A 16,776-nucleotide genomic window follows, 5' to 3' on the forward strand; every position below is an offset into this window, starting at 1 on the left:
TTCATGACATTCGCGCGCAGGCTGATCCGGTCCGAGGTGCTCACCGTGGACGCCTGGGTGGGCTCGCTCAGCCGCTGACGGCCCGCTGGTAGGCGAGCAGGGCCGCGGGGTCGTCGATGCTCCCGTGGTGGTGGAACTGGCTCCAGCGGCCCTGGTCGTAGCGGAGGTACCGGGTGGTGCGGATGGCCAGCGGCACGCCGTCCCCGTACGAGCCGAGCTCGCGCCCGGCGAACACGGCGTGCCGCTCGCCCAGGTACTCCACGACCTCGCTGAAGGTGACCCGCACGCGCAGCGCACCGCGGAAGATCCGCGCGTAGAGCTCGTCGACCGCCTGCCTGCCGTGCAGGATGCCGCCGACCGGGTTGTTCAGCTGCACCAGCGGATTGTCGGCCCAGACCTGGCTGAGCACCGCGCCGTCACGGCTGTTGAGCGCGTAGTAGAAGGACTCCAGCGCGGCCCTGGCGCCCTCCGGCCCCGGCGCGGTGGCCTCGGTGAGCCGGTCGGTGGAGTCCAGGCCGTAGCGGCGTTCGGTCTGCTGGATCACGGTGCGCCCCCCTGAGTGTTGTACGACCATGATCGTACAACACTCACCTGCGCAGGTCGTCCCGGACGAGCGGGCGGCCGGGCAGCGGGGTGCCGGGGTGTGCGCGCAGGCCGTCGATCATGATCGCGATGCAGCGGTCGGTGGACAGCCTGCCGATCTCCGGGGTCTTGGCTGGCGGCCGCCGCAGTGCCATGGCGATCAGCACGGCGATGTCCCCGGCGCCGACGTCCGGGCGCAGTTGGCCCGCGGCCTGCGCCCGGACCATGAGCCGTTCGAGTTCGACGAGCAACTCCTCGCGCTGCTCGCAGACGGCCTCGTCCTCCTTGAGGATCTGCAACGCCTTGGCGGAGAGCATCGCCAGCTGCGCGGTCAGCTGGAGGTCCGTGGAGTGGTGCATGATCCGGACCAGTGCGTCCCAGGCGGTGGGCTCCTCGACGGCCGCGGCCCTGACCTCGGCGAGCAGGCGGGCGAAGCTGTCCACGGCCACCGCGCGGATCAGCGCGTCCCGGTCGGGGAAGCGCCGGTAGAGCGTGCCGATGCCCACCTTGGCCGCGCGGGCGATGTCCTCCATCGGCACCTCGGGCCCGTGCTCGGTGAAGATCGCGCGCGCGGCCGCGATGATCAGATCGCGGTTGCGCTGCGCGTCGGCCCGCAGCGGCGCCTGGGGATCGGCGGTCATGCCCTTCTCGTCCTCCCGGTGTGGCGGTGCCCGATTCTCGCACGCTCACCGGGAAGTGAGTGGACGACAACCCTCCGTTTCGGTACCGTGGCAGTGAAGCGGAATGTAAACCTCCACATACTTCCGCGCCACTGGTGAAGGGGACACCAATGACCACCACAGAAGAGCCCGCCCTGCAGTTCCCGCTGGTCCGCGAGTGCCCGTTCTCGCCGCCGGCCGAGTACCGCCAGATCCGCGAGGAGGCGCCGGTCACCAAGGTCCGGACCCCCGAAGGTAAGCAGATGTGGGTGGTCACCCGGCACGAGGACGTGCGGCAGGTGCTCAACGACCGCCGCTTCAGCGCCAACCGGTTCCACCCCGACTTCCCGGTGCTGGTCGAGGGCGGCAACGCCCTGCGCAACCGGCCGGAGTCCGAGCGCTCGATGATCGCGATGGACGCCCCGGAGCACGGGCCCGCCCGCCGCGCGGTGCTCGGTGAGTTCACCGTGCGGCGCATGGAGCAGCTGCGCCCGCGCATCCAGCAGATCGTGGACGAGCTGATCGACAACCTGCTGGCCGGTCCCAGGCCCGCCGACCTGGTCGAGGCCCTGTCCCTCCCGGTGCCCTCGCTGGTGATCTGCGAGCTGCTCGGCGTGCCCTACGCCGACCACGAGTTCTTCCAGGAGCACACGTCCAGGCTCATCAAGCGGACGACCAGCGCCGAGGGGCGTCGCGAGGCGTTCGAGACCGTCCGCGCGTACATGGGCGACCTGCTCGCCAAGAAGGAGGCGGAGCCGACCGACGACCTGCTCGGCAGGCAGATCGTCAAGCTGCGTGAGGAGGGCACCTACCGGCGCGATGCCCTGGTCAGCCTGGGCTTCCTGCTGCTGGTCGCCGGGCACGAGACCACCGCGAACATGATCTCGCTGGGCACGCTGGCCCTGATCGAGAACCCGGAGCAGGCGGCCGCGGTCAAGGCCGACCCCGGCCGCACCCTGGACGCCGTCGAGGAGATGCTGCGCTACTTCACGATCGTGGACGCCGCGACGGCGCGGCTGTGCGTGGAGGACGTGGAGATCGGCGGGGTGACCATCCGCGCGGGTGAAGGCGTGCTCGCGGTGGGCCTGGCCGCCAACCGCGACCCGGAGGCCTTCCCCGACCCGGACGAGTTCGACATCGAGCGCGGCGGTCGGCACCACGTGGCCTTCGGCTTCGGCCCGCACCAGTGCCTTGGGCAGAACCTGGCCCGCATGGAGCTGCAGATCGTCTTCGATACGCTGCTGCGCAGGATCCCGGACCTGAAGCTGGCCGTTCCCGTGGACGAGTTGCCGTTCAAGGACGACGCCTCGATCTACGGCCTGTACCGGCTGCCGGTCACCTGGTAGGAGGCCCACCACATGAAGATCATCGCGGACACCGGCAAGTGCGTCGGTGCCGGGCAGTGCGTGCTCACCGAGTCCGAGCTGTTCGACCAGAGCGAGGAGGACGGCACCGTGATCGTCCTCAACGACACCCCCGAGGGAGAACTGGTGGAGAAGGCGCGGCAGGCCGTGCACATCTGCCCGAGCCAGGCACTCTCGCTGGCTGAGTGAGCGCGGGTGGGATCCCATTTCTTGGGGGAGGAGTTGGGATCCCACCCGCTTTTTCACGCGTGCCGGGGCAGCACGCGTGAGTCCATAGTGGAGCGATTCGCCGTGGGAGCCGCGCCGCGTTGCGGCACCAGGACGATCGCGCAGTTGGAGCGCAACAGCACGCGCTCGGTGGCGGCCGTGACGGTCCCGTTCCTGGGGCCGAGCACCGTCATGCTGGCGGACTGTGAGTGCCAGCTCAGTGCCTCCAGCAGGGAACTGTCCCGGCTGTGCAGTCGTACGTCCAGCGCGCGGTGGTGCGCCGTCAGCGCGGTGACGGTGGTCAGCATCGATTCGCGAAGCTTGGCCGATTCGGTCGCCGCGGCCGGGCTGAACACCACCCGGACCCCGCAGCCGATGCAGTCTGCCGCGGCGAAAGCCCACTCCAGAGCGGGCTCAGAGCTGGCGGTGCCGTCCGTGCCCACCAGCAGTGGCTGGACCTTCTGGGTCCACCACGAGTCGGCGCCGACCGCCGCCACCGGACCGGCCCGCCTGGTGGCCAATCCGCGGATGGCCGACCACCGGTGCGCGTCTCGGTCGACCAGGACCAGGCCGGCATCCGGCACATCGGCGAACGCGCTGAACAGCGGGCGCGGGTCCAGGGTCAGGCGCAGGGGCGGCGCCGGGTAGCGGGCGCCCACACCGGCCACGGCGCTGCGCACCGCCCGCATGGCCGGGTCGGGGTTGCACCTGCCCGCCCTGCTGAGGATCACGCGCAGCGGGTTGCCGGTGCGGGCGGCGTATTCGGCGGCCCACATCACCATGGCAGGTGGGTGGTGCGGAAGTGTCATCCCCGCCAGGACGGTGTCGGTCACGGAGCACCTCCGGTGTCCATCACCAGGTCCGCCACGGGGCGCCGCTGTGTGGGCGGTGCGGGCTCGCCGTACCCGATGTGCAACACGACCTGCGGCGTCAGGGTGGGGTCCACCGCGCGGCGAAGTCGCGCCCGCAACTCGGGTACCTCGGTGGGCTGGGAGAGGAACGCGGCGCGCATGTCCAGTTCGGTCGCGGCCAGCAGCACGCGTTGCATTGCCTGCCCAGCCTGGAGCTCACCGAGCTGGTCGTCGAGGTAGGAGCAGAGCACCAGGAGCAGCGGCTCCCGCGGGGAAGGCTGCGCTCGCGTCGACGCACCGTGGTAGTCACGACGCGTGCGCTCGTTCTGGGTCTCCGGACCACTGGCCCCGTTCAGCGCACTCAGCCCTGCCATCTCCGTGATATAGGCGGGGTCGGTCACCTGTCTTTGGTGCGCCTCGCGCACCAAAGACAGCACCTCGCGCCGTTGCGACGGGTCGGTCACCACGTGCAGCCAGCACCGCTCGGCCCGGGCCGCGCGGGCCAGCGCGAGCACGTGCTCGGCGGGGACCGGCACGTCCTTGAACGGGCCGCGACAGGTCCGCCGCCGGCCGATCAGATCGAAGTGCCACAACGCCTTGCTGGTGGCCAGATTCCGCGTAGTGTGCCGCACGACCGCCAGCAACCCCTGCTCCCGCGTGCTCGGCGCGAGGGTGAGCACCGACTCCACACCGAGCGCCTCGATCGCCAGGCGCAGGTTCAGCAGCGCGGCGCCGCAGGCGATCCGCAGTTCGCGGTCGTGAGGATCGGTCACCGGCAGACTGCGCCTGGTGTCGGCGTGCAGTTCGATGCGGCTGGACAAGACCCTGAACCGCCACGGTTGCGTGTTGTGCAGCGAGGGTGCGCGACCCGCCGCCAGCAGTGCCGTCATCACCTCCTCGGGAGTGAGCCGGAGGGAGCCGGGGACCGAGCTGCTCATGAGTTCGTCCTGTTCGTCGTGCGCGTTGGTTCCACGGTGCGCCACGAGCGGGCGTCACGAACACGGCCGAAGGTCCTTATTGGACAGGGCCCTGCTCCACATCGGACTGGGGCGAATTCCGCGTTCCCGGCCTGCGCTGGGTGGTTGCCAGCGCCACGACCTGTGTGCGCCGTTGCACACCGAGCTTGGCGAAGATCTGCGTCACGTAGTTCTTCACCGTCTTTTCCGCCAGGAACAGGTGCTCGGCGATCTCCCGGTTCGTCATGCCCTCACCGATCAGGTCGAGCACCGCGCGCTGCTGCGCGGACAGTTGCCGCAACGGGTCCGCTGTCTCGTTGTCACGACGCAGCTTGTCCAGCAGTGCCTTGGTGGTTCTCGTGTCGAGCAGGGACTGCCCAGCGGCCACGGTGCGCACGGCGTGCACGAGGTCCACTCCGAGCACCTGTTTGAGCACGAAACCCGAGGCGCCCGCCAGGATCGAGTCGAACAGCGCCTCATCGTCCGAATAGGACGTCAGCATCAGGCAGCGCAGCGCCGGGTGCGCGGCGAGCAGGTCGCGGCACAGCTCCACGCCGTTGCCGTCGGGTAGCCGCACGTCCAGCACCGCGACATCCGGCCGTGCCGCGGGGAGCAGAACCATCGTCTCCTGCACGGAGGCGGCCTCGCCGACCACCACGAGGCCCTCCTCGCCCCGGAGCAGGTCCGCGATCCCGCGCCGGACGATTTCATGATCGTCTACGAGGAAGACACGTGTTGTCATGCCACTACGGTGACAGATGTCCGATAGGTCCCTCGGCAAAGGGGCCGGAGGTCCCTGGGGCAAGGGGCCGTTGTGCCAGGGCCTCCTGCGCACCTGGTCACCTTCGCACGTCAGGGGGCGCTTCACGACTCCTTCAGATTTCCTCAAGGCCCGATTCCCAGGCTGGGCAGCACCACAGAGCCCCACCCGAGGAGTTGAGCGATCGTGAGCACAACGGCCCCGGAGGTCGGAGCCCGCTCCAGGCTGCCCTCCCTGACCGGTATGCGGTTCTTCGCGGCCGCGGTCGTGTTCGTCTACCACGTCTCGCGGCAGTACGTCTTCCGCGACCAGGCCGTCAACAACGGTTTCCTGGACGTGATGGGCCGCACAGGTGGCATCGGCGTGTCCTTCTTCTTCGTGCTCAGCGGGTTCGTGCTCACCTGGTCCGCGCGGCGGGATGAGCCGCCGCGGCTGTTCTGGCGGCGCAGGGCCTGCAAGATCTACCCCAACCACGTGGTGATGTGGGCCGTCACGATCGTGCTGATGCTCAGCACGGGTGGCGTGGTCACCGTGGCCGCCGCGATCCCGAACCTGCTGCTCGTGCAGTCCTGGTCGCCCAACTCGGACATCTTCTTCAGCGTCAACCAGCTCGCCTGGTCGCTGTCCTGCGAGGTGTTCTTCTACTTCCTGTTCCCGTTCCTGCTGCGCGGCCTGCTGCGCCTGGACCCGCGCAGGCTCTGGCCCTGCGCGATCGCACTGATGGCCGCCATCTGGTGCGTGCCGTTCCTGGCGAACCTGTTGCCCCAACAGCCCGCCTGGCCCGAACCCGGCAACGACTCGGTGGCCGTGTGGTCGCTGTGGGCCACCTACATCTTCCCGCCGACCCGGCTGCTGGAGTTCCTGCTCGGCATGCTGCTCGCGCTGATCGTCCGCAATGGACGGTGGATCGGCCTGCGCCTTGGCCCCGCCGCCGGGCTGGCGCTGCTGGGCTACCTGCTGGGCATGGTCGTGCCCTACGTGTGGAGCCTGGTCGCCGCCACGGTGATCCCGCTCGCCCTGCTGGTGCCCGCCGCCGCCGTCGCCGACCTGCGCGGCCAGCGCTCGCCGCTGCGCAACCGGGTCATGACCTACCTGGGCGAGGTCTCCTTCGCCCTGTACCTGGTCGGCGGCCAGGTCACCGGCTACCTGCTGCTCGCCTTCGGCAAGGGCCCCGTGTGGAGCGTGCCCGGTGGCACGGCGTTCATCGTGGTCTGCCTGCTGGCCGCCGTCCTCGCCGCCGGGCTGCTGCACCGGTACGTGGAACAGCCCTTCATGACCCGCTTCGCCCGACCCCGTCCCCGACCTGTCCGGGAAATCGCAGAGGAGAGCACCAGCCGATGAACAAGCCTGCCGCACCCAAGGCGCTGCTGAACATCGTCATCGGGGAGTGGGCGGCCAGGACCGTCTACGCCGCGGCGAAGCTGCGGATCCCCGACCTGCTGGCCGGGCAGCGGCGCACCAGCGCGGACCTGGCCGCCGAGCTGGGCGCCGTCCCCGAGGCGCTGCGCCGCATCCTGCGCTACCTGGCCGGGCTCGAGGTGCTCGACGGGGACGAGCAGCGCGGGTTCGGCCTCACCGAGATGGGCCAGTTGCTGCGCACCGAGGTCACCGGTTCCATCCGTGACTTCGTGATCCTGTCCGGGGAGGAGTGGCACCGCTCCTGGTCGCAGGTCGTGCACACCGCGCAGACTGGCGGCCAGGCCTTCGAGCACGTGCACGGCACGAACCTGTTCAGCTACCTGGACAGCAATCCCGAGGCCTCGCGGACCTTCGACCGCGCGATGTCGGGCAGCGTCAAGCTGTTCAACGAGGTGCCCAACGCCTACGACTTCTCCGGTGCGGGCACGATCGTCGACGTGGGCGGCGGCAACGGCGAACTGCTCGGCACCATCCTCGCCTCGGCCGAAGGCCCGCGCGGGGTCGTGTTCGACCGGCCCGACGTGGTCGCCGCCGCCGAGGCCGAGCTCTCGGCGCGCGGCCTCACCGAGCGCTGCACCCTGGTGGGCGGCGACTTCCTGCGGTCGGTGCCCGCGGGCGGCGACACCTATGTCATCTCGCGGACCCTGCACAACTGGTCGGACGAGCACTGCCTGGCCATCCTTGGCAACTGCGCCGCCGTCACCAAGCCGGGCGACCGGGTGCTGGTGATCGAGCGGGTCATCCTGCCCGACACCGACCCGAGGCTGTCACTGGCCCAGGACGTGCTGATGCTGCTGGTGACCGGAGGTGGGCGGGCCCGCACCAAGGACGAGCACCGCGAGCTGATGGAGAAGTCCGGCTTCGCCCTGCGCGAGGTGCACGCCCTGCCGCAGGACTTCTCGATCCTCGTCGCCGAGCGGGTGTGAGGTCAGGACATGGGGGCGGACGTGGATCTGCACACGCAGGTGGAGATGTTCTACGCCAGGCACATGCAGTTGCTGGGAGACGAGGACTTCGAGGGCTGGGCGCGCACGTTCACCGAGGACGCGACCTTCGGCGGGTCCTCGCACAGCGAGCCGTTGCGCGGGCGGGCGGCCATCGCGGACGGCGGGCGGCGCGGCCAGCAGGTGCTGACCGACAAGGGACTGGTGCACCGGCGCTGGCTGGGCATGGTGACGGTGGACCCGAGGCAGGACGGCTCGCTCGCGGTGCGCTCCTACGGGGTCGTGGTGCAGACCGAGCGCGGTGGCGGCTCGGTGCCGGTGCGGCCAGCGGTGTTCGAGGACCTGCTGGTGCCGTCCCAGGACGGGTGGCTGATCAGCCAGCGGGTGATCAGCAGGGACGACCAGCCGTGACCGCGCCGGTACTGGTGGCCGGTGGCGGCACCGTGGGGCTGGCGGCGGCGTTGTTCCTGGCACACCAAGGGGTTCCGGCTCTCGTGGTGGAGCGGCACGCCGGGCTGTCGATCCACCCGAGGGCCACCGGCCTCGGCCTGCGCACGGTGGAGATCCTGCGGGCGCACGGGTTGGCGGCGCGCCTGCGGGAGGCGGCCGGGGAACTGGCGCGCAGCAAGGGGCGCGGGCGGTTCAGCGCGCGGACCCTGGCGGAGGCGTTCGACAGCGGGGCGCAGAACGCCAACCCGGCGGCCGACGCGCCGACCGTGGACCGGATCAGCCCGGCCAGCTGGGCGCTGTGCGCGCAGGACCGGCTGGACGAGCTGCTGCTGTCGGCGGCGACCGAGCGCGGGGCCACCGTGCGGTTCGGCACCGAACTGGTCGAGGTGGTCCAGGACGAGGACGGGGTCAGCGCCACGGTCCGCGAGGTGGCGACCGGGCGCTGCGAGGTCCTGCGCTGCGCCTACCTGGTCGCGGCCGACGGGGCGGGCAGCCCGGTGCGGCAGGCGCTGGGCGTGCGCACGGTCGGGCCCGGGGTGCTGGGCAGCCATGCGATCAACGTGCTGTTCCGCGCCGATCTCGGTGATCTGTTGCGGGGCAAGGAGTTCGCGGTCTGCGAGATCACCCACCCGGAGGCGACGGGCCGCCTGGTGGCGATCGACAACGCGAGCCGGTGGGTGTTCCACCTCGCCTACGACCCCGAACGGGGCCAGTCGGCGGCGGACTTCCCCGCGCAGCGCTGCGCGGAGCTGGTGCGCACCGCGATCGGCCTGCCGGAGCTGGCGGTCGAGGTGCTCAGCGTGCTGCCGTGGCAGTCGGCGGCACAGCTGTCGGAGACTTTCCGGGTGGGGCGGGTGTTCCTGGCCGGGGACGCGGCGCACGTGGTGCCACCGGTGGGTGCCTTCGGCATGAACACCGGGATCGCCGACGCGCACAATCTGGCCTGGAAGCTGGCGCTGGTGCTGCGGGGTGCCGCCGCGCCGGAGCTGCTGGACACCTACGACGCCGAGCGGCGGCCGGTCGCGCGCTTCACCGTGGACCAGGCCCTGCTGCGGGTGCTGCGCCCGGAGCTGCACTACGACCACACCCGGTCCGCCGAGCGCGAGCGGCTGGGCATGGCCAGCGCCATGGTGGTGCAGCTGGGCTACCGGTACGCGTCCGCCGCGGTGCTGGGTGGCTGCGTGGAACCGCCCTCGCGGCAGGACATCGAGCGCGACATCGACGGCTCACCGGGCAGTCGCGTGCCGCACGGCTGGGTGGACGGCACCGAGGTGTCCACAGTGGACCGGACCGGGTTCGCCCTGGTGACGGCGGAGTCGGGCGCCGACTGGGCGCAGGCGGCGGTGGACGCCTCGGCGCGGGCCGGGATCGACCTGGCCGTGCGGCGGGTCAGCGACGAGCGGTGGCGGCGCACCGCGGGCATCGGCGCGGGCGGCGCGCTGCTGGTGCGGCCGGACGGGGTGGTCGGCTGGCGCTCGGAGTCGGCGCCGAAGGACGTGCCGGGCACGCTCGACCGGGTGCTGGCCAAGATCCTCGCCCAGGACTGAGCGCGTCGGGGCACCCCCGGTGTCATGAACGTGCCGTTGCTGGCGCTGAATGCCAGCAACGGCACTTTCATGGCATGTGTCAGGCCGGGTCAGGCTGGTGAGGCCGTGCACTGCCGGGGCAGGTCCATGTACTCGGTCTGCCGCGTCAGCGGGATGTCGGCCTCGCGCAGCAGGCGGGCCATCGCGGGCAGCCGGTACCGGTGGCCGGTGTCCACGACCTCCTCCAGCAGGAACGAGTCGGCCAGCGCCTCCAGCAGCTGCTCGGCGTCGACCGGGTCCAGGCACAGCGCCCCGGCGAGCCACTGCGCCGTCACCTCGTCCGTACCGCGTTCGACGATCGTGCGGAACGCGCCGCGCGCGGCCTCGGGCAGGCTGGTGTAGTTGCCCAGCAGGGTTTCGCGCAGCGGCACGGCGCCCGCGGACACGCGCAGCGGCCAGTCGGGGTGTTCGGACAGGCGGAACACCATGCCCGCCAGCGTCCAGCGGGTGCGATAGGCCAGCCGCCCGCCGACGGCCCGGATGGCCAGCGGCAGACCCCGGCAGGCGTGCACCAGTTCCACGGCGCTGTCCAGCTCCGCCGCCACGCGCTGCTCGCCGATGATCGCCGCGAGCATGTGCACCCCCTCGGCCACCGGCAGCGGGGCCAGGTCCACCACGGCGGTGGCGCCGGGGGAGTGCAGCCGCCGTCGGCTGGCCACCAGCAACCCGCTGCCCGGTCCGCTCGGGTGCAGGCAGTGCACCTGCTCGGTGGACATCACGTCGTCGACCACGACCAGCACCCGGCGGTCCGCGCTCCAGCCGCGGAAGGCGTAGGCCAGCGCGGCGGGGTCGGACTCGCCCTCGGGCAGTGGCACGGCGGCGGCCCGCATGGCACCGGTGAGCACCTGCGCCAGCGTGGCCGTGCCGTTGTTCACCGGGGTCAGGTCGACGAACACCTGGCCGTCCGGGTAGCTCTGCCGCACCTGGTGCGCCACGGTCACCGCCAGCGTGGACTTGCCGACCCCGGGCGGGCCGGTGACCTCCGCCATGCGCAGTCCCGGCCGCCGTTCGGCCTCGGCCGGGCCGAACAGCCCGACCAGCAGGCCCAGTTCGGCCTGCCGTCCCACGAAGTGGAAACTCGCGGGCGGTATCTGTGCCAGTGTCGAACCGTTCTGCGGCGGTGCGGTGACGATTCTTGGGACTTGTGCCGGTTCCACCGCAGTTTCGGGTTCGGAAGCGGGCGACAGCGAATGATCGTCGGTGAGCACGCGCTGGTGCAGATCGTGCAACGCGGCCGAGGGTTCCAGCCCGAGTTGGTCCACGAACTCCGCTCGCAGCCGCCGGAACACCTCCAGCGCCTCCACCTTGCGCCCGCACCGGTACAAAGCGGTCATCAGCTTTGCTGAAAATCCTTCATGAGTAGGGTGTGACCGCACCACACCGGACAATTCGTCCACCACGTGACGGTGCCTACCGAGGGCGAGATCGGCCTCGAAGCACAGTTCCATGGCGCTCTTGCGGCTCTCCTCCAGGTGTGTGGCGTACGCGGAGAGCACGGGGCCCTGCACGATTCCGCCGAACGCCGGGCCGCGCCAGAGCCCGAGCGCCTCGCGCAGCAGTCCCGCGGCTTCGAGGTGCGCGCCGGCATCCAGGCTCTTGCGGCCCCTCGTGAGCAGGGCCTCGAAGGAGCGCACGTCCACCTGCGCGTTCTCCCCGAGCAGCAACTGGTAGCCCCGCGGCTTGGTCTGCAGGGCTGTGCCGCCACGCGATCCAGGTGTCAACAGCTTGCGGAGTTGGTAGACGTAGGTCTGCAAGGTGGTGGATGGGCTGCCCGGTGGTCGGTGCTCCCACAACTCCTCCACCAGTTGATCGAGGTGCACCACTGATCCGGCGTTCAATGCCAGCAGCGCGAGTACCGTGCGTGGTTTTGGCGCTGAAGGTGTGACGGTGCCGCACGTCAATCGCACCTCGAACGCGCCAAGCATGCCGACGAACAATTCGACCCCCCATGGTCGATTCAGCCTGTGGAAGTTTTCCCCAGCAATCAACTCCCAGTTCAACCATAGCAAGCCTGTGGCCCATTCGTAACCTCGTGACCTCGCCATCCGAATGGGCTACAACGCCCTGGGTGTTCGGGTGTGGATCGATTCAGTAAACCGTGCGGCCGACCGGAAACGGACATGTCGGGGTGCTGTCAAGGAGTGTCCCCGCCAAAAGGGGAACCAGGGCTTGCGTTTTGCCAGGTTGTGGCCCCGGGTACCCGGGGCGCGTGCTGGCATCGCGCCTGGACCGGTTCCAGCGGCGGCACCCCTGGGCCGCCGTGCCGCTGGCCGTCGTCTACAAGTTCGTCGACGACCAGGGCTACTACCTGGCCGCACTGCTGGCGTACTACGGGTTCCTCTCGCTCTTCCCGCTGTTGCTGCTGCTGGTGACCTCGCTCGGCTTTGCCTTGCAGGGCAACGTGGAGCTGCAACAGGCCGTGCTGCACTCGGCGTTGCGGGAGTTCCCGGTGATCGGCCAGCAGATCGGCGCCAACGTGCACTCCCTGGAGGGCTCGGGTTTCGGTCTGGTCGTCGGCATCGTGGTGGCCGCCTATGGGGCCCTGGGCGTGGCTGGTGCCGGTCAGACCGTGCTGAACAAGGTGTGGGCGGTGCCCAGGGTGCGGCGCCCCACCTTCGTCCTGTTCTACCTGCGCAGCCTGCTGCTGCTCGTGACGCTGGGCGTCGGTGTGCTGCTGACCACCGGCCTGACCGCGTTGACCACCACTGCCTCCATCGTCGGAGCCGAGACCAGCCCGCTGGTGCGGGGCGGGGCCACCGCGCTGGCGGTCGGCGTCAACTTCGCGCTGTTCCTGGTGGCCTACCGGGTACTGGCCGCGGTGGACGTGGCCCTGCGCGGACTGTGGCCCGGGGCGGCTTTCGCGGCCGTGTTGTGGCAGGTGTTCCTGGAGGCGGGCACCTACCTGGTCAGCCACCAGTTGCGCGGGGCCAGCGCCACCTACGGCGCCTTCGGTGTGGTGCTCGGTTTGCTGGCCTGGCTGTACGTTGGTGCCACCGTGGCGGTGTTCGGCGCCGAGATCAACGCGGTGCGGGTGCTGCGACTGTGGCCACGCAGCCTGCTGGCCCCGTTCACCGGCACCGGGCCGTTCACCAGCGCCGACCGGCGTGCGTACACGGCCTACGCGAAAACCGAACAACAAGTCGAGCAAGAAGAGGTGCTCGTGCGCTTCCCGCGCACCGAGTGAACGCCGTGGTGGAGGTGCCCTTGTCCCGAGGTGTGCTGCTCGTGCCCGGATTCGGCTCGGGCCCAGGCTACTTCGCGCCGACCGACGCCTGGCTGCGCTCCTGCGGCTACGAACCCGCACACGCCAGCATCGGCCGCAACCTCGGCTGCACCGACGAACTCGTCGCGCTGGTCGAACGCCAACTGGTCGCGCACGCCGAGGCCACCGGCGGACCCGTGGTGCTGCTCGGGCACAGCAGGGGTGGGGCGCTGGCCCGGCTCGTCGCGCTGCGCAGACCCGAGTTGGTGCGTGGGCTGGTCATGCTGGGCAGCCCGGTGCGCGACGTGCTCGGCGCGAACCGCTTCGTGGTCGGCCTTGCCCGCGGGCTCACCTGGCTCTCCGCGATCGGGCTGCGCGGGCTGCTCACCGCCGACTGCCTGACCGGCTCGTGCTTCCGCACCAACTCGCTGGCGCTGGCCGCACCGTTGCCGCCGCGGCTGCCCGCGCTGGCGCTGTACTCCCTGCGCGACCGCATCGCTCCGTGGCGACTGTGCCTGGACCCGTACGCGGAGTGCGTGGCCGTGCGCAGCTCGCACACCGGCCTGCGCGCCGCGCCTGACGTGTTCGCCGCCCTGGAGTCCCGGCTCGCCAACTGGAAGTGATACGCGCGTCTCGATAGAGATGTGAGTCTCACTTTACTTCTGTCGGTCGTAGCCGTCGAGCAGTCGCGCTGCTGAGCCGATCGGGTGTTCCGGTGTTGGCCCCACATCGGGGACTGGTTGCGGGCGTACCGTGGCCATTGACCACGGATACCGTGGTACCAGGGGGAATTCGGGGGGATTTCTTCGCTGGGACGGCCTGGGGGCAGGCCTGTCTCGGCGTGCCCGCGGTCAGCTGAGCGCTCCTCGGGTCGGTGCGATCCTCCCGCGTGCCCGCACGCACACCGGGGGGAACACCGTGTTGACAGTGCACTTCGGACCGGAGGACCTCGGGCGGACCAGAGTGGCCGCCGCACCCGATCCCATTGGCGAGACGCTGTTCAGCCTCCAGGTGCTGCACAGTAAAAGCGCGCACGCCCCGTTCCGGCACTGGCGGGCGCGGGCCCGTGAGCTGCTGGCGGCGATGCCCGACGCCCCGCTGGTACGACTCCTCCTGCCGCTGTGCACGGCGGCAGGTCTGCTCAGTGCCATCGGGCGCGGACAGGACGTCGAGCACGCCGCGCTCATGCTGACCGGCATGTCCCCGGCCACGGCGCACCTGGTGCTGCGTGAGCACCGGCCGCCGCCGAGCTTGCTGCGCGCACTGGGCGACGGTGACAGCGCCCCACTGGAGCGCATGGCGCAGGCGCTGCGGGATTACCACGCCCACGCCGTGCAGGCGCACTGGTCCACGGTGGCCGCGCGGGTGGACCTGGACCGGGCCGTGCGGGCGCGGACGCTGCTCAACGCGGGCCTGGACGGGCTGATGGCCACCCTGTCCCCGGACCTGGACTGGCGGCACCCGGTGCTGGGCATCGAGGGCGGGGCCGACCGCGAGGTCCACTTGTCCGGCAACGGATTGGTACTGCTCCCGGTGGTGTTCGGACCGCCGGTCCCACTGCTGGTGGTCGACACCGGGCGCGCTCCGGTGCTGCTCTACCCGGTGGACCGGGGGCCCGACTGGCTGCTGTGCGGCCCGCGGCCCGCGGTGGCGCGCGGCGGCCGATCGCTGACCCACCTGCTGGGCCGGACCAGGGCAACCCTGTTGCTGCTGGCCCGGGAGGGCGCGTCCACCGGGGAACTGGCGAGGCTGGCGGCGATCTCCGAGTCCTCGGCCAGTGAGCACGTCTCGGTGCTGCGGGCGGCCGGTCTGCTGAGCACCAGCCGCCGGGGCCGGACCAGCCTGCACGGCCTGACCCCGATCGGCGCCGCCCTGCTGCGGGCGAACCCCACCGCACCAGCCCACTTCGGCCCTGACCGAAAGGTCGCGCAGGCCGAGTCCGGCCCAGGGCAAGGTCGGAGGTAGCCAGCGGGCACGACGGGGGGAAGAACATGGCGGACTCGTTCACGGGTGGGCCGCTGGCCTTCCCGAACCTGGAGGCCCTCGTCACGACCTACCTCACCGGACGGCCGGAGCTCAAGGGCGTGCCGGTGGGGCCGGAGTTCCCGGGCAACCCGAAGGCGCCCGCGGTGTACCTGATCAGGGTGGGCGGGCGGTACGACGAGGACGAGCAGGTGGACCAGGCGTTCCTGCGCGTGGACACCTACGGCGCGACCAAGACCGCCGCGCACGACCTGTGCTGCGCGGTGCGCGGGGTCATGCCGCTGATCACGCAGGCCGCGCACGCCGGTGGCGTGGTGGTGAGCTGGATCACCGAGGACTACGGGCCGCAGTGGTTCCTGGACACCAAGCACGGGGACGCGCCGCGCTACCTGAGCAGGTACCGGCTGTTCGTCCACATCGGACACAAGAGCGCCTGAGACGCGAGGAGGAGCCATGGCAGGGCAGAACACCGGCGAGATCCGGATCGCAGGTGTCGGTCGCATCCTGGTCGCCGCGGTCAACGCGGTGCCACCGGCCGACTTCACCAAGAGCTGGGACAGCGCCACGTGGCACGACCTCGGCTTCACCACGCAGGACGGGGTGAAGCTGGTCAAGAAGGAGAAGTTCGACCCGGTGGAGACCTGGCAGGCGGTGGCCCCGGTCCGCCTGGTGCACGCCCAGCGCGACCTGTCGCTGAAGTTCCAGCTGGTTCAGCTCAACGCGGACACCGTGCCGTTCTTCTTCGGCGGCGGCTCGCTGGACACCAACCTCAACTACGTGATCTCCGGCCTGCCCAACGTGCAGGAGCGCGCGCTGGGCATCGAGTTCACCGACGGGCCCGCCGTGACGCACCGCATCGTGATCCCGCGCGGGGCGGTCACCGAGACCGAGGACACCGCGATCATGCGCACCGCGCCGATCAAGCTCGGGGTCACCTTCGTGGCGCTGCTCGGTGCGGGCGGCTCGCTGGCCACCTGGTCGATGAACACGCTCAGCCCGGCTTCGGCCTGATCGCGGGAGGAACGCGGACATGGGGCGGTACAACGTCAACGCGGTGCGGGCACAGCGCCTGGAGGCGGTCGGCGGCACCTGGGAGTTCGAACTGGACGGCGAGCCGTTCACCCTGCCCACCGAGCTGTCCACGCGGACGGTCCGCACGCTGACCGAGCTGGACCCCACCGACCTGGACGGGCTGCTGGCCGCGCTGCTGGGCGAGGAGCAGTTCACCCGGTTCAGCGGGCACGCCACCAGCGTGCAGGACGTCCAGGCGCTGCTGGAGGCCTACGGCAGGGACACCGGCATGTCGCTGGGGGAAGGGTCGGCCTCGACGGGCTCCTGACCGAGCACGCCGAGGCGATCGAGGCGGACCTGCTCCGGTTCTACGGGGTCGACCTGCTCGACCGGTACCGGGGCGGGCTCACCGCGCGGCGGCTGCTGGTGCTGATCAGGCACCTGCCCAAGGAGTCGGCGCTGGTCCGCGAGCTGTACGGGGACCAGGCCGAGTGGGGCCTTGGCGAGCACCTGCTGGCCACCGCCGTGGACCAGCTGGCGATCGGCAACTGGCTGTTCGTCAGCGCCAACTCCGCCGAGGATGCGGACCGGCCACCGCGGCCGGACCCGCTGCCGCGACCGGGCATCGACCCGGTGCCCGACCGGGAGCGGTCCGCCACCCCGGAGGAGATCGGCGCCTTCTTCAGCACGCTGTGAGACGGGGGAGCTCGTGATCAATCCGCGGCGGTTCACCAGCACGAGAATCGGCGCCGCGGTGCGAGCACCGGCGCGGTCGCGGAACGAGGCGGGCCGGGTGGTTAAG

19 protein-coding genes are annotated in these 16,776 nt (G+C 70.8%); 13 read left to right on the plus strand and 6 right to left on the minus strand.

Annotated elements, in window-relative coordinates:
• Window positions 1-67 precede the first annotated feature (67 nt).
• A complete protein-coding gene (locus tag KALB_RS19025) occupies window positions 68-544 on the minus strand; it encodes a YybH family protein (protein WP_025357308.1) in 477 nt (158 codons plus the stop codon).
• A 43-nt stretch (window positions 545-587) separates the two neighbouring features.
• Entirely contained in the window at window positions 588-1,223 is a 636-nt protein-coding gene (locus KALB_RS19030) for a TetR/AcrR family transcriptional regulator (RefSeq protein WP_025357309.1), read from the minus strand.
• 149 nt (window positions 1,224-1,372) lie between these two features.
• On the opposite strand from KALB_RS19030, the gene KALB_RS19035 reads away from it, so the two are divergent.
• Both KALB_RS19035 and KALB_RS19040 read left to right on the plus strand, forming a co-directional pair.
• The gene (locus KALB_RS19035; RefSeq protein WP_025357310.1) at window positions 1,373-2,587 is read left to right on the plus strand and encodes a cytochrome P450; all 1,215 of its coding nucleotides are present in this window, start codon (window positions 1,373-1,375) and stop codon (window positions 2,585-2,587) included.
• Between the two features lie 12 nt (window positions 2,588-2,599).
• Window positions 2,600-2,794, plus strand: coding sequence for a ferredoxin (locus KALB_RS19040; RefSeq protein WP_025357311.1), 195 nt, complete (start codon window positions 2,600-2,602; stop codon window positions 2,792-2,794).
• Between the two features lie 53 nt (window positions 2,795-2,847).
• Here KALB_RS19040 and KALB_RS19045 read toward each other — a convergent pair whose 3' ends face one another.
• From KALB_RS19045 to KALB_RS19055, 3 genes are all read right to left on the minus strand, one after another.
• Window positions 2,848-3,645, minus strand: a complete 798-nt coding sequence (locus KALB_RS19045; protein ID WP_025357312.1) for a hypothetical protein — start codon at window positions 3,643-3,645, stop codon at window positions 2,848-2,850.
• The gene (locus KALB_RS19050) at window positions 3,642-4,601 is read right to left on the minus strand and encodes an Acg family FMN-binding oxidoreductase (protein ID WP_030108154.1); all 960 of its coding nucleotides are present in this window, start codon (window positions 4,599-4,601) and stop codon (window positions 3,642-3,644) included. Before KALB_RS19050 ends, KALB_RS19045 begins: the two co-directional genes overlap by 4 nt.
• A gap of 76 nt (window positions 4,602-4,677) precedes the next feature.
• Window positions 4,678-5,361 carry a response regulator transcription factor gene (locus KALB_RS19055; RefSeq protein WP_025357314.1) on the minus strand — a complete coding sequence of 228 codons (684 nt, stop codon included), beginning with the start codon at window positions 5,359-5,361 and terminating at the stop codon, window positions 4,678-4,680.
• Window positions 5,362-5,565: 204 nt separating this feature from the next.
• Here KALB_RS19055 and KALB_RS19060 point away from each other — a divergent pair, with 204 nt between their 5' ends.
• From KALB_RS19060 to KALB_RS19075, 4 genes are read left to right on the plus strand one after another with little or no spacing between them, the layout of a single operon-like run.
• A complete protein-coding gene (locus tag KALB_RS19060) occupies window positions 5,566-6,720 on the plus strand; it encodes an acyltransferase family protein (RefSeq protein ID WP_035967684.1) in 1,155 nt (384 codons plus the stop codon).
• The gene (locus tag KALB_RS19065) at window positions 6,717-7,724 is read left to right on the plus strand and encodes a methyltransferase (RefSeq protein WP_025357316.1); all 1,008 of its coding nucleotides are present in this window, start codon (window positions 6,717-6,719) and stop codon (window positions 7,722-7,724) included. The genes KALB_RS19060 and KALB_RS19065 overlap by 4 nt, the downstream gene beginning before the upstream one ends.
• A 9-nt stretch (window positions 7,725-7,733) precedes the next feature.
• Window positions 7,734-8,153: a nuclear transport factor 2 family protein gene (locus KALB_RS19070; RefSeq protein ID WP_025357317.1), complete on the plus strand. Its 420-nt coding sequence runs from the start codon at window positions 7,734-7,736 to the stop codon at window positions 8,151-8,153.
• On the plus strand, window positions 8,150-9,739 hold the full coding sequence (locus tag KALB_RS19075; RefSeq protein WP_025357318.1) for an FAD-dependent monooxygenase: 1,590 nt from the start codon (window positions 8,150-8,152) through the stop codon (window positions 9,737-9,739). The genes KALB_RS19070 and KALB_RS19075 overlap by 4 nt, the downstream gene beginning before the upstream one ends.
• A gap of 89 nt (window positions 9,740-9,828) precedes the next feature.
• Here KALB_RS19075 and KALB_RS19080 read toward each other — a convergent pair whose 3' ends face one another.
• The gene (locus KALB_RS19080) at window positions 9,829-11,823 is read right to left on the minus strand and encodes a BTAD domain-containing putative transcriptional regulator (RefSeq protein WP_081789399.1); all 1,995 of its coding nucleotides are present in this window, start codon (window positions 11,821-11,823) and stop codon (window positions 9,829-9,831) included.
• A 164-nt stretch (window positions 11,824-11,987) separates the two neighbouring features.
• Here KALB_RS19080 and KALB_RS19085 point away from each other — a divergent pair, with 164 nt between their 5' ends.
• From KALB_RS19085 to KALB_RS19115, 7 genes are all read left to right on the plus strand, one after another.
• Window positions 11,988-12,962 carry a YihY/virulence factor BrkB family protein gene (locus KALB_RS19085; RefSeq protein ID WP_025357320.1) on the plus strand — a complete coding sequence of 325 codons (975 nt, stop codon included), beginning with the start codon at window positions 11,988-11,990 and terminating at the stop codon, window positions 12,960-12,962.
• A complete protein-coding gene (locus KALB_RS19090; RefSeq protein ID WP_025357321.1) occupies window positions 12,959-13,603 on the plus strand; it encodes an alpha/beta fold hydrolase in 645 nt (214 codons plus the stop codon). The genes KALB_RS19085 and KALB_RS19090 overlap by 4 nt, the downstream gene beginning before the upstream one ends.
• Before the next feature lie 304 nt (window positions 13,604-13,907).
• Window positions 13,908-14,945 carry an ArsR/SmtB family transcription factor gene (locus tag KALB_RS19095; protein ID WP_148309530.1) on the plus strand — a complete coding sequence of 346 codons (1,038 nt, stop codon included), beginning with the start codon at window positions 13,908-13,910 and terminating at the stop codon, window positions 14,943-14,945.
• 26 nt (window positions 14,946-14,971) lie between these two features.
• Window positions 14,972-15,400, plus strand: a complete 429-nt coding sequence (locus tag KALB_RS44030) for a hypothetical protein (RefSeq protein ID WP_025357323.1) — start codon at window positions 14,972-14,974, stop codon at window positions 15,398-15,400.
• Between the two features lie 16 nt (window positions 15,401-15,416).
• Window positions 15,417-15,974 carry a phage tail tube protein gene (locus KALB_RS19105; RefSeq protein ID WP_025357324.1) on the plus strand — a complete coding sequence of 186 codons (558 nt, stop codon included), beginning with the start codon at window positions 15,417-15,419 and terminating at the stop codon, window positions 15,972-15,974.
• Between the two features lie 19 nt (window positions 15,975-15,993).
• Window positions 15,994-16,302 (plus strand): hypothetical protein, encoded by a 309-nt coding sequence (locus KALB_RS19110; RefSeq protein WP_025357325.1) that lies wholly within the window; start codon window positions 15,994-15,996, stop codon window positions 16,300-16,302.
• 98 nt (window positions 16,303-16,400) lie between these two features.
• Window positions 16,401-16,670, plus strand: coding sequence for a hypothetical protein (locus KALB_RS19115; RefSeq protein ID WP_025357326.1), 270 nt, complete (start codon window positions 16,401-16,403; stop codon window positions 16,668-16,670).
• Window positions 16,671-16,776 lie beyond the last annotated feature (106 nt).

The organism is Kutzneria viridogrisea DSM 43870, from assembly GCF_000525635.1.
Taxonomy (GTDB): Bacteria; Actinomycetota; Actinomycetes; order Mycobacteriales; family Pseudonocardiaceae; genus Kutzneria; species Kutzneria viridogrisea.

What these genes read in the sequence shown, in the direction of transcription:
- KALB_RS19035 (WP_025357310.1), top strand. Translation starts at nt 1,373, where the DNA reads ATGACCACCACAGAAGAGCCCGCCCTGCAGTTCCCGCTGGTCCGCGAG.
- KALB_RS19110 (WP_025357325.1), top strand. Translation starts at nt 15,994, where the DNA reads ATGGGGCGGTACAACGTCAACGCGGTGCGGGCACAGCGCCTGGAGGCG.
- KALB_RS19065 (WP_025357316.1), top strand. Translation starts at nt 6,717, where the DNA reads ATGAACAAGCCTGCCGCACCCAAGGCGCTGCTGAACATCGTCATCGGG.
- KALB_RS19080 (WP_081789399.1), bottom strand. Translation starts at nt 11,823, where the DNA reads ATGGCGAGGTCACGAGGTTACGAATGGGCCACAGGCTTGCTATGGTTG.
- KALB_RS19105 (WP_025357324.1), top strand. Translation starts at nt 15,417, where the DNA reads ATGGCAGGGCAGAACACCGGCGAGATCCGGATCGCAGGTGTCGGTCGC.
- KALB_RS19070 (WP_025357317.1), top strand. Translation starts at nt 7,734, where the DNA reads ATGGGGGCGGACGTGGATCTGCACACGCAGGTGGAGATGTTCTACGCC.
- KALB_RS44030 (WP_025357323.1), top strand. Translation starts at nt 14,972, where the DNA reads ATGGCGGACTCGTTCACGGGTGGGCCGCTGGCCTTCCCGAACCTGGAG.
- KALB_RS19040 (WP_025357311.1), top strand. Translation starts at nt 2,600, where the DNA reads ATGAAGATCATCGCGGACACCGGCAAGTGCGTCGGTGCCGGGCAGTGC.
- KALB_RS19055 (WP_025357314.1), bottom strand. Translation starts at nt 5,361, where the DNA reads ATGACAACACGTGTCTTCCTCGTAGACGATCATGAAATCGTCCGGCGC.
- KALB_RS19030 (WP_025357309.1), bottom strand. Translation starts at nt 1,223, where the DNA reads ATGACCGCCGATCCCCAGGCGCCGCTGCGGGCCGACGCGCAGCGCAAC.
- KALB_RS19050 (WP_030108154.1), bottom strand. Translation starts at nt 4,601, where the DNA reads ATGAGCAGCTCGGTCCCCGGCTCCCTCCGGCTCACTCCCGAGGAGGTG.